General features: G+C 62.6%; 9 protein-coding genes. 7 read left to right on the top strand and 2 right to left on the bottom strand.

Annotation, left to right across the window (positions count from 1 at the left end; all coding sequences use genetic code 11):
- Nucleotides 1-14: 14 nt before the first annotated feature.
- The 3 genes from AC0J1C_RS00930 to AC0J1C_RS00920 all read left to right on the top strand — a co-directional run bounded on the left by AC0J1C_RS00930 (nt 15) and on the right by AC0J1C_RS00920 (nt 3,492).
- Nucleotides 15-1,397, top strand: coding sequence for a CmpA/NrtA family ABC transporter substrate-binding protein (locus AC0J1C_RS00930; protein WP_473045189.1), 1,383 nt, complete (start codon nt 15-17; stop codon nt 1,395-1,397).
- A gap of 26 nt (nt 1,398-1,423) precedes the next feature.
- Nucleotides 1,424-2,431 carry an ABC transporter permease gene (locus AC0J1C_RS00925; RefSeq protein ID WP_473045187.1) on the top strand — a complete coding sequence of 336 codons (1,008 nt, stop codon included), beginning with the start codon at nt 1,424-1,426 and terminating at the stop codon, nt 2,429-2,431.
- Nucleotides 2,432-2,619: 188 nt separating this feature from the next.
- Nucleotides 2,620-3,492 (top strand): ABC transporter ATP-binding protein, encoded by an 873-nt coding sequence (locus tag AC0J1C_RS00920; protein WP_473045185.1) that lies wholly within the window; start codon nt 2,620-2,622, stop codon nt 3,490-3,492.
- Nucleotides 3,493-3,530: 38 nt separating this feature from the next.
- Here the strand turns inward: AC0J1C_RS00920 and AC0J1C_RS00915 are convergent, their stop codons facing one another.
- Nucleotides 3,531-4,835, bottom strand: a complete 1,305-nt coding sequence (locus tag AC0J1C_RS00915) for a nitrate- and nitrite sensing domain-containing protein (RefSeq protein WP_091989697.1) — start codon at nt 4,833-4,835, stop codon at nt 3,531-3,533.
- A gap of 398 nt (nt 4,836-5,233) precedes the next feature.
- On the opposite strand from AC0J1C_RS00915, the gene AC0J1C_RS00910 reads away from it, so the two are divergent.
- From AC0J1C_RS00910 to AC0J1C_RS00895, 4 genes are all read left to right on the top strand, one after another.
- Nucleotides 5,234-6,487, top strand: a complete 1,254-nt coding sequence (locus tag AC0J1C_RS00910; RefSeq protein WP_473045183.1) for an NAD(P)/FAD-dependent oxidoreductase — start codon at nt 5,234-5,236, stop codon at nt 6,485-6,487.
- A gap of 51 nt (nt 6,488-6,538) precedes the next feature.
- Entirely contained in the window at nt 6,539-9,052 is a 2,514-nt protein-coding gene (gene nirB / locus AC0J1C_RS00905; protein ID WP_091989694.1) for a nitrite reductase large subunit NirB, read from the top strand.
- 225 nt (nt 9,053-9,277) lie between these two features.
- Nucleotides 9,278-9,646 (top strand): nitrite reductase small subunit NirD, encoded by a 369-nt coding sequence (gene nirD / locus AC0J1C_RS00900; protein ID WP_473045181.1) that lies wholly within the window; start codon nt 9,278-9,280, stop codon nt 9,644-9,646.
- 113 nt (nt 9,647-9,759) lie between these two features.
- A complete protein-coding gene (locus AC0J1C_RS00895; RefSeq protein WP_473045179.1) occupies nt 9,760-11,127 on the top strand; it encodes a WS/DGAT/MGAT family O-acyltransferase in 1,368 nt (455 codons plus the stop codon).
- Between the two features lie 10 nt (nt 11,128-11,137).
- On the opposite strand, the gene AC0J1C_RS00890 is transcribed toward AC0J1C_RS00895, so the two are convergent.
- Nucleotides 11,138-11,545 (bottom strand): NINE protein, encoded by a 408-nt coding sequence (locus AC0J1C_RS00890; RefSeq protein WP_091989683.1) that lies wholly within the window; start codon nt 11,543-11,545, stop codon nt 11,138-11,140.
- Nucleotides 11,546-11,615: the final 70 nt, after the last annotated feature.

Genomic DNA, 11,615 nt, shown 5'->3' with positions numbered 1-11,615 from the left:
AATGAGGTATCGCCATGTACACACTCATATACCGAACCGCTAGAAGGCTCTGCAGTCTGCTGCTGCTGACATCGCTCTGGGGCACCACTGCCCTGGTGCACGCTGAGGTGGGGCCGGCGGAAAAGCCGGACCTCAAGCTGGGCTTTATCAAATTGACCGACATGGCCCCGCTGGCTGTCGCCTGGGAACAGGGCTTCTTTATGGACGAGGGCCTGTTCGTGGAGCTGGAAGCCCAGGCCAACTGGAAAGTGCTGCTGGACCGGGTGATTACCGGGGAACTGGACGGGGCCCACATGCTCGCGGGTCAGCCTCTGGGTGCTTCCATTGGCTATGGCACCCGGGCGGACATCATCACCGCCTTCAGCATGGACCTTAATGGCAACGCCATCACCGTGTCCAATGAGGTCTGGGAGACCATGCGCAAGCAGATCCCGGCCAACGCCGAAGGCAAGCCGCAGCACCCGATCAGCGCCAGTGCCCTGAAGCCGGTGGTAGACGCCGCCCGGGAAAAGGGCGAGCGGTTCCGGATGGGCATGGTCTTCCCGGTGTCCACCCACAACTACGAGCTGCGCTACTGGCTGGCGGCCGGCGGCCTGAACCCGGGTTTCTACGCGCCACAGCGCGGTGACACCAGCGGTACCCTGGAGGCCGACGTACACCTGTCGGTCACACCGCCGCCGCAGATGCCGGCTACCATGGAGGCCGGCACCATTCAGGGCTACTGCGTGGGCGAGCCCTGGAACCAGCAGGCGGTATTCATGGGCATCGGCGTGCCGGTGATCACCGATTACGAGATCTGGCCGAACAACCCGGAAAAGGTCTTCGGCGTGACCCGGCAATGGGCCGAGGATTACCCCAACACCCACCTGCGACTGCTGCGGGCCCTGATCCGCGCCGCCCACTGGTTGGATGAGAACAACAACGCCAATCGCGAGGAGGCTGTGAGCATCCTGGCCCGGCCCAGCTACGTCGGCGCCGATGAGGCCGTCATCGCCAATTCCATGACCGGCACCTTCGAGTACGAGAAAGGCGATGTTCGAAAGGTCCCGGATTTCAACGTGTTCTTCCGTTACAACGCCACCTATCCGTACCCGTCAGACGCCATCTGGTACCTCTCGCAGATGCGCCGCTGGGGTCAGATTCCCGAGGCCAAGCCGGACAGCTGGTACATGGAAACCGCCGCGCGCGTGTATCGGGCGGACATCTACGAGCAGGCGGCGCGCTCTCTGATCGCCGACGGCACCCTCAAGGCATCGGATTTCCCGGATTTCGAGGCCGAGAACTTCCAGCGCCCGCACCAGGGTGAGCTGATCGACGGGGTGGCCTTCACCCCGCGCACGCCCAACGCCTACATCGACAGTTTCGAGATTGGCCTGAAAGGAAGCCAGACCCCGTAACTGGGCTGGCAAGGAGGAGACGTCCCATGACCACCATCACTTCCGCCACACCGGGCGCCGAAACGCCTCGCTGGCTCAAACGCAAACTCCAGGCCCTGGGCGAGGCGTTATCGCCCGCCGGCCTGGCGGCCACAGGCCGTCAGATGCTGCTGCCCGTTATCGGTATCCTGCTGTTTGTCGGCTTCTGGCACCTGGCGGCGCCCCAGGTGGACACCTCGCTGGGCAGTTTTCCGGGGCCCGCCCAGGTCTGGGAACAATCCGGCCAGCTCTGGCAGGAACACGTCAACCAGCGCGAGCGGGCGGACAAGTTCATTGCCATGCAGGAAGAACGAAACGCCCGAATTCTGGCCGACAACCCGGAAGCGGACGTGAAGATTCGGCCCTACCCCGGAGCGCCCACCTTTCCGGACCAGATCGTGACCAGTCTGTTCACGGTGCTGGCAGGCTTCGTGCTGGCTACGGCCATCGCGGTGCCGCTGGGGATCGTGGTGGGGCTGAACCGGCACTTCCAGGCCGCGGTGAACCCGTTGATCCAGGTGTTCAAGCCGGTGTCGCCGCTGGCCTGGCTGCCCCTGGTGACCATGGTGGTGTCTGCCACTTACGTCAGCGACGATCCAATGTTCGAGAAGTCGTTCATCACCTCGATGATTACGGTCACCCTGTGCAGTCTGTGGCCCACATTGATCAATACCAGCGTTGGCGTGGCGGCGGTCAATCCGGACCTGCTGAATGTGTCCCGGGTACTGCGGCTGTCGTTCTGGACCCATGTGCGCAAGGTGGTGCTGCCGTCCTCGGTGCCGATGATCTTCACCGGGCTCCGGGTGTCGCTGGGCATTGCCTGGATGGTGCTGATTGCTGCGGAGATGCTGGCCCAGAGTCCGGGGCTGGGCAAGTTCGTATGGGATGAGTTTCAGAACGGCAGCAGCCAGTCCCTGAGCCGGATTATGGTGGCGGTGCTGGCCATCGGGTTTATCGGGTTTGTGCTGGATCGGGTGATGCTGCTGATTCAGCGCAGGGTTGCCTGGAATGAATAACCAACCTTTATCGGACTGTTTCTCTCCGACAGTTTTCTTTTACCACGGAGCATGCCGCACCGGGTGGGTCACGCCTCCCGAAACACGCGGCGAGTACATCCCTGTACGCTCCGCAAAAACATCCATGTTTTTGAGGGTTTCGGGAGGCGTGACCCACCCGGTGCTCCGATTACTGAGAGGTGCTTTCCATGGCTAAGTCTCATCTTGAATTAACCGGTGTTGAAATGGCGTTTGATACGCCCAAAGGCCCCTTCGTGGCCCTGGACAACGTCAATCTGAAGATCCAGAAGGGCGAGTTTGTGTCCCTGATCGGGCATTCCGGTTGTGGCAAATCGACCGTATTGAACATCGTCGCCGGTTTGTTACAGGCCACCAAGGGTGGCTGTGTGCTGGACGGCCATGAGGTGAATTCGCCCGGGCCGGAGCGGGCGGTGGTGTTTCAGAACCATGCGCTGATGCCCTGGCTGACGGTGTATGAGAACGTGGAACTGGCGGTGCAGCAGGTGTTTCGCAAGTCCATGGGCAAGCAGGAGCGGCGCGACTGGATTCATCACAACCTGGCGTTGGTGAATATGGCCCACGCGGCCGACAAGCGGCCGGGAGAGGTTTCCGGAGGTATGGCCCAGCGGGTGGGGATTGCCCGGGCGCTGGCCATGAAGCCCAGTGTGCTGTTGATGGACGAGCCGTTCGGGGCGCTGGATGCGCTGACCCGGGCTCATCTCCAGGATTCGCTGATGGAGATCCAGCAGGAGCTGAACAACACGGTGATCATGATTACCCACGATGTCGACGAGGCGGTGCTGCTGTCGGACCGGATTATCATGATGACCAATGGCCCGGCCGCCACCGTGGGCGAGGATCTGCGCATTGAGCTGCCCCGGCCCCGCAATCGGGTGACCCTGGCGGATAACCCGGAATACGTTCATTACCGGCAGGAGGTGTTGCGCTTCCTGTACGAGAAGCAGCGCAAGCTGGAGCATCTGTCGCCCCGCCGGTCCGGAACCAAAGGGACCAGCGAGCCTGAGGAGGACAAGACCCAAACGCGCGTCGCCCGGGCCTGAGCCGGGCGGTTCAGCACCGGAGGGTCACTGGAGCACCATCACTTCAGAACGTCCGCCATGGATACCAGGGCCCGGGCAACCTCGGGCAATTTTCGGCCCTGGTCCATGGCCAGTTTGCGCAGCACCCGATGCGCCTCGTCGTTGCTGATCTTGCGGTGTTCCATTAGCAGCAGCACGGCTTTTTCCTGGGTCTTGCGGTCTTCCAGGGCCTCCCGGGCGCTCTGCAGTTCGTCGGTCATTTGTTGCAGGCGCCGAGTCTGTTCCTGCACCAGGTCAAAGATGGAGCGTCCGAATTGCTGGCCAACCCCGTCGCTCTCCCAGGCGTCACCGCCTGGTTGCTCACCGCCGGAGTCGCACAGTACCAGAAGCGGCCTGGAGGCCGGTTCCCGAGCATCGCGGGCATCGAGGGAAGCGATCAGGGTTTCCTGATGCGCGAGGGAGTTTCGGGCGTCGGCGAAGCGCTCGGTACAACGTGCGTGAAAGCAGCCCTCCACCGAATCCTCCACCGTCTTCAGCTCGTCCATCCGCTCGGTCATCAGGCGGAACCACTCATCGGCCAGGGCCGGGTCCAGATCCTTGAAGCGGCCAATGGCGGTGCCCCGTTGCCGGAGTTTTTCGATGTCGCTCTCGCGAGGGTTCTGGCGCAGCTTTTCCCACAGGGCCAGGGAATCGTCATCGGCGAAGCTGGTAAACACCTCGAAACAGCGCTCCTGCGCCTCAATCAGGTGCATCATGCGCTCTGACAGTGCACGATCAAACCGTCCGCTGGAGAATCCGGCCGAACCCACGGCCCGTTCCTGGCCGCAAAATTCCTTGCCATTCATCAGATGCACCATCGCCACCAGCAGTCCGGCAATGGTGGGGTCCACGGCGGTATCGGCCGCCTCGAACACCACCGCAATCAAATTGTGGATCAGGCTGCTGTAGTCTTCGGTGGCCGAGGCGGCCGTCACCTTCCGGGCAAGGACGCAACGGCGCAGCTCCGTCAGGCCGTCCAGGCCGTGCAGGGCGCTGGCCAGCTGGTTAAGCAGCCGGCTGCTGACCGGATGAGCCGTCAGCTCCCGGTGGATTTCGGTCAACGCCTGGTAGAAATCCGCCAGCAACCGGTCGGATTCAGCCACCATGCTCTCGCGCTCATTGGCGAACCGCTCACCACCGGAGCCCAGGAAGACGTTGGACGCCCCGCGCTCGCACTGGAGCGAATGCACCAGGTTGCTGATGCACTGCACCAATCTGCCCATCTGCAAAAAGTACTGGAGGTTCATCAGCTCACAGCTTTTGGACGCGATCAGATAATCGCCGGCGGTGGGTGCTTTCGCGGCAGGCGCTCGTTTGGCATTCATCACAGACTCCGGAGGCCGGAGGGCCTCAATTCCAGTGTTCGTTGGCGGTTCCGGGGCCTGGCCCCGCGTCTGAATCTTCCGCCTCTGGTCAGACCACAGCAATTACCGGGCCACCGCCCTGGCCCCAAAGCCGTGCAATCTGCCCTGTTGCAGGGCAGCAATCGCAGGTACAAATCGAACATCACCGGACTACCTAACGCCAAGTTACTGTTTTTAAAAGCCTGAAAAACCTGGCACGAAGATCGCTAATTCAAAATCATGGACGAATGTCCCGGCCAAGGATCAGGCCGGACCATCAGATCATTGTTGTTGGCATTGGCGCCGGACCATCGACTTCCCTCGGGAATAGATGCTCCGGCTTTTTTTGTTGGCCAGAAAACAGTCGGGTGCAGTGGGAAATGAGCGCAATGAAGGAACAACGGGAATCGGTACTGGTGATCTGCGGCCACGGCATGGTGTCCCAGCGGCTGCTGGAGTCACTTTGTCGCGGTCAGGACCGACCCTTCGACCGCATTGTGGTGTTCAACGGTGAACGGGCGGACGCCTACAACCGCATCCAGCTGTCTGTACTGCTGGCGGGTGACACCGACGAGGCGGCCATGACCCTGCAGTCCGAGAACTGGTTTCGGGACCGGGGCATTACCGTTTGCAACGGCGAATCGGTGGTCGCAATTGACCGCCAGTCCCGCACCGTGACCACCGCCACCGGTCGTGTCCAGCACTACAGCCACCTGGTCCTGGCCACCGGCGCCGAGCCGGCAAAGCCGCAGCTTCCGGGCGCCGACCTGCGGGGGGTAATGACTTTCCGGGACCTGGACGACGCCCGGTCCCTGATCGATACCGCCCGCTACCAGCGCCGGGCCGTGGTCATCGGCGGTGGCTTCCTGGGACTGGAAACCGCCGATGGCCTTCGCCAGCGGGGCATGGCGGTCACCCTGCTGCACCGCAGCGACCACCTGCTGAACCGGCAACTGGATCCGGTCGGTGGCGCGTTGCTGCAACAGCACATGGAGGCCCGTGGCATCAATGTGCTCACCGGAACCTCACCCAAAGCCCTGCTCGGACGCTCGCGGGTACGCGCTGTTCAGCTCGATAACGACACGTTGATCAGCACCGACCTGGTGGTGTTCGCCACCGGCATTACCCCCCGCGCGCAGCTCGCCCGGGAAGCGGGGCTGGCCTGCGACCGGGGTATTTTGGTGGATTCCCAGCTGCGCACCAGCGACCCCTTCATCCGGGCCCTGGGCGAGTGCTGCCAGTTGGAGGATGTCACCTTCGGACTGGTCGAACCCGGCTACCAGCAGGCGGACGTACTGGCCGAGGTCCTTGCTTCGACCGCGGAGGGCCGGGACTGCAGTGCTGCCTACACGCCGTTGGATACCCCGACCCGCCTGAAAATCAGCGGTGTTCCGATCTTTTCCTGCGGGCAAATCAGCGCGGACCAAGATACCGAATCGGTGATCTGGCAAGACCATGAACACAACCACTACTGCCGGCTGCTGATCCGCAACCAGCGGCTTGCCGGCGCGGTGCTGCTTGGTGATACCCGGGACGGCCCCTGGTACAGCCAGCGCATCCAGCAACAGGACGACATCTCCCGATACCGGGACCACATAGCTTTTGGCAAGCACTACTGCGAGGCGGCGGCATAAAGCCTGAGCCATCCGCTCGGAGCGCCCTTCGCCCGGAAAGAGGAAAGACCCATGACTAAGAAAACCCTGATCGTTGTCGGCAACGGTATGGTTGGCCACCACTTCCTGGAGCAGTTCTGCGCCAGCCCGGCGGCCGCCGATTTCGAGATCATCGTGTTTGGTGAGGAAAAGCAGCTGGCCTACGACCGGGTTCACCTGTCGGAGTACTTCGGCGGCTCCACCCATGCCGACCTGGCCATGGGCACCCTGGAGTGGTACACCGAGCAAGGCATTCAGCTGCACCTCAATGAGCAGGTCACCGGCATCAACCGGGAGAACCGCACCCTGGAAACGCCCCGGGGCGAGTACCGGTACGATGAACTGGTGCTGGCCACCGGCTCCTATCCGTTCGTGCCGCCGATCGAGGGCAATGACCGCCCCCACTGCCTGGTTTACCGCACCCTGGAAGACCTGGACGCCATTCGCGCCAGCGCCGAGGGCGCCCGCGCCGGTGTCGTGGTTGGCGGCGGCCTGCTGGGCCTGGAGGCGGCTAATGCCCTCAAGAGCCTGGGCCTGGAGGCCCATGTGGTGGAATTCGCGCCCCGGCTGATGCCGGTACAGCTGGACGCCGACGGCGGCGCCCTGCTGCGCAGGAAGATCGAGGAGCTGGGCGTGCAGGTGCACACCGAGAAAGCCACCACGGCGATTGTCGAAGGCCAGGACGCCCGACTGCGCATGAATTTCAGCGACGAATCTTTCCTGGAAACCGACCTGATCGTGTTCTCCGCCGGCATCCGGCCCCAGGACGCCCTGGCCCGGGCCAGCGGTCTGGAAATCGGCGAGCGCGGTGGCATCGTGATCAACAACCAGTGCACCACCTCGGATCCCCACGTTCACGCCATTGGCGAGTGCGCGCTCTGGGAGCAGAAAATCTTCGGCCTGGTGGCGCCCGGTTACACCATGGCCCGTACCCTCTCGGCCGCCCTCAACAGCGACCGGGAAGCTGCGTTCACCGGCGCCGACATGAGCACCAAGCTGAAACTGCTGGGTGTCGACGTGGGTTCCATCGGTGATGCCCACGGCCAGACTCCGGGTGCCCGCAACATCCGCTTCAACGACGAGCAGGCCGGCCACTACCGTCGCATGGTGATCAGCGAGGACGGCAAGACCCTGCTCGGGGCCATCCTGGTGGGCGACAACAGCCATTACGATACCCTGCTGCAGTACGCGCTGAACGGCATCACCCTACCGGAGAATCCGGAAACCCTGATACTGCCGGAAAGCCAGGGCGGCGCACCCACCCTGGGCCCGGATGCGCTGCCGGAAACCGCGTCCATCTGTTCCTGCCACAACGTCACCAAGGGCGACATCTGCAGTGCCATTGATGCTGGCTGCGCCGACCTGGGTAGCGTGAAAGCGGAAACCAAGGCCAGCACCGGCTGCGGCGGCTGTACCGCGCTGCTCAAGAACGTGGTGGACAGCGAGCTGGAAAAACGCGGCGTCGAGGTCAGCAAGGACCTGTGCGAGCACTTCCCCTACAGCCGCCAGGAGCTGTTCCATATTGTGAAGGTGAACGGCATCCGCACCTTCCGCACCCTGATCAGCCAGCACGGCAAGGGCCACGGCTGCGATATCTGCAAGCCGGCAGTGGCCTCGATCCTGGCCACCTGCTGGAACGAGCACATCCTGGCCACCGATCACGTGCCCCTGCAGGATACCAACGACACCTTCATGGCCAACATGCAGAAGAACGGTACCTACTCGATTGTGCCGCGCATCCCGGGTGGTGAGATCACACCGGACAAGCTCATTGTCTTGGGTGAGGTGGCCAAGGAGTATGACCTGTACACCAAGATCACCGGCGGCCAGCGGGTGGACCTGTTCGGCGCCACCCTGAGCCAGTTGCCGGAGATCTGGGAAAAGCTGATTGCCGCCGGTTTCGAGACCGGCCACGCCTACGGCAAGTCCCTGCGCACGGTGAAATCCTGTGTGGGCAGCACCTGGTGCCGCTACGGCGTGCAGGACAGCGTGGGCATGGCGATCCTGCTGGAGAACCGCTACAAGGGCCTGCGCGCGCCCCATAAAGTGAAGATGGCGGTGTCTGGCTGCACCCGGGAGTGTGCCGAGGCCCAGAGCAAGGACTTTGGCGTGATTGCTACCGACAAGGGCTGGAACCTCTACGTGTGCGGCAACGGCGGCATGAGACCCCGGCACGCCGACCTCTTTGCCACCGACCTGTCCGACGAGGAGCTGATCCGCACCATTGACCGGGTGGTGATGTTCTACGTGCGCACCGCCGACCGGCTGCAGCGCACCAGCGTGTGGATGGAGAACCTGGAGGGCGGCCTGGACTACCTGAAAGAGGTGGTGCTGGAGGACAGCCTGGGGATCTGCGCCGAGCTGGAGGAGCACATGGAGGGCATTGTCAGCACCTACCAGTGCGAGTGGAAATCCGCCGTGGAGGATCCGGAGAAGCGCAAGCGCTTCCGTGAGTTTGTGAATGCGCCTTCGCAGAGTGATCCGGTGCAGGAATGGACCGTGGAGCGGGGGCAGCGGCGGCCTGTTTTGGAGACTGAGTCCGCGTAGCCTGAGGGTTGAGGGGCGGAGTGCAGGGGTCGGTACCTTTCCCCTCGGGAAAAAGAACTCGCTTCGCTCAGACAGCTTTTTCCTGTCGGGGAAAGATACCGACCCCCACGCTCACCAGGCCAACAGTTAACGCCTGAGTGCAACAAGCCAGAATTTTTTGAGACGAATCGGCGTGAACAGCTAGAAACGATTCGACTCATCTTAATAGCGACATTGGAGGAACATATGAAACCACGCACTCGTTGGGAAGCGGTTTGCACGGTAGACGACCTGGTGCCGGAATCCGGCGTCGCGGTCTGGACAGACGAAGGACCGGTGGCGGTGTTTTACCTGCCGCACAGGCTGCCGGCCCTGTTTGCCATCAGCCATACCGATCCGTTCAGCGGCGCCAATGTGCTGGCCCGGGGGATTACCGGGGATCTGAAGGGGGAGCCGGTGGTGGCCTCGCCCCTGTACAAGCAGCATTTCAGTCTGCGCACCGGGGTTTGTCTGGAAGATGACTCCGTGCGGGTGAAAACCTATCCGGTGCTGCTGGATGGCAACCAGATCCGTCTGGAGGTGCGTGCCAGCCAGCGGAGCTCCGTCGCAGCCTGATTGGGCAGTGTGCCGGCGAAAGCCGGCGTATGGCGAATAGGTCAATCCGGGCAATGCGGTTGTGCGTTACCATGAGCTTGTTACTCAGCAAACTCTTGACACAAGGACGCCCCGTGAAGCCCCTCAGTCCCACCGATCAGTTGTTCCTGTGGTTGGAAAAACGCCAACAACCCATGCACGTAGGGGGGCTGCAGTTATTTTCCTTTCCTGAAAATGCCCCGGATGACTACGTTGCCCAATTGGCCGATCGGCTGCGCCAGTACACCCGGGTCACGCCGCCGTTCAACCAGCGGCTGGATTACCGGTTTGGTCAGCCGGTATGGGTGGAAGACGAGCACCTGGACCTGGAACATCATTTCCGGTTCCAGGCCCTGCCCACGCCCGGTCGGGTCCGGGAGCTGCTGTCCTTTGTCTCCGCGGAACATTCCCACCTGATGGACCGGGAACGGCCGCTGTGGGAGTTCCACCTGATTGAAGGTCTGGGGGAGCGGCAGTTTGCGGTGTACACCAAAGTGCACCACGCCCTGGTGGATGGCGTCTCGGCCATGCGCATGGCCACCCGGATGCTGTGCCAGGACACCGGCGAACGGGACATGCCACCGATCTGGGCCATGCCGCCGCGCCAGTCAGGCAAACAAGAGGAGAGCGCTTCTTCCCTGTGGCGCAGCGTCGGCCACCTGCTGGGGGAATCCGGAAAACAGCTGGGAACGGTGCCAACGGTCGCCCGGGAACTTCTGCGCACCATCAACAACGCCCGCAAGGACCCGGCCTATTCGTCCATTTTCCATGCCCCCCGCAGCCTGCTGAACCAGAAGATCACCGGTTCCCGACGCTTCGCCGCCCAGTCCTACGACCTTGCACGAATCAAGGCAGTAGGCGCGGCCTACGGAGCCACCGTAAACGATGTGGTGATGGCCATGTGCGCCAGCGCCCTGAGAAGCTACCTGATGAACCAGGACGCGCTGCCGGAGAAACCATTGATCGCCATGGTGCCGGTATCCCTGCGCAAGGACGACAGCTCCGGCGGAAACCAGGTGGGGGTGATCCTCGCCTCGTTGCACACCGATGTACCGAGCCCGGTCACCCGGCTGATGCAGATCCACGAGGATGTCAAAGTAGCCAAGGAGCGCTATGCCCACATGAGCGCCGAGGAAATCATCAACTACACCGCCCTGACCCTGGCTCCGGCGGCGTTTCATCTGCTCACCGGCATGGCCCCCAAGTGGCAGACTTTCAATGTGGTGATTTCCAACGTACCGGGGCCAAAGGAGACCTGCTACTGGAACGGTGCCAAGCTGGACGGCATGTACCCGGTGTCCATCGCCATGGACCGCCTGGCCCTGAATATGACACTGCTCAGCTACGGCGACCAGGTGGAGTTCGGCCTGATCGGCTGCCGCCGCACGCTACCGAGCCTGCAGCGGATGCTGGACTACCTGGAGGAGGGCCTGGCGGACCTGGAGGCCGCCGCAGGCCTGTGAGCGCGGGCGCTCAGCCGAAACGGCGTTCTTCGTTGCGGATGGAGATCTGGTTGTTCAGTGTCCAGAAATCGTAGAGCACACCGATCAGGAACAGGCCGCCGGTGAGCAGGTAGATAATCCCGGTAATCCACTTGCCCATGTACATGCGGTGAATGCCGAACACGCCGAGGAAAGTCAGCAGGATCCAGCCGATGTTGTAGCTCACCTCGCCTTCGTTGAACCGGAGGTCTGCTTCCCGGTCCATGGCCGGAATCAGGAACAGGTCGATGATCCAGCCGATGAACAGCAGGCCCAGGGTGAAGAACCAGATGGTGCCGGTGACCGGCTTGCCGTAGTAGAACCGGTGGGAGCCCAGGAATCCGAAGATCCAGAGCAGGTAGCCGATCAGCTTGCTGTGGGTGTCTGGGCGGTCTGTCATATCTGTTCTCATCCTTCTGGAATCGTCACCGATTTGAGCCCCGGCCCCAGCCTTCGGGTGCTGGGGGCTG

This window comes from Marinobacter sp. E2 (assembly GCF_055755345.1).
Note: the sequence above shows the minus strand (reverse complement) of the source record. Positions and strands in the feature narration are given on the sequence as shown.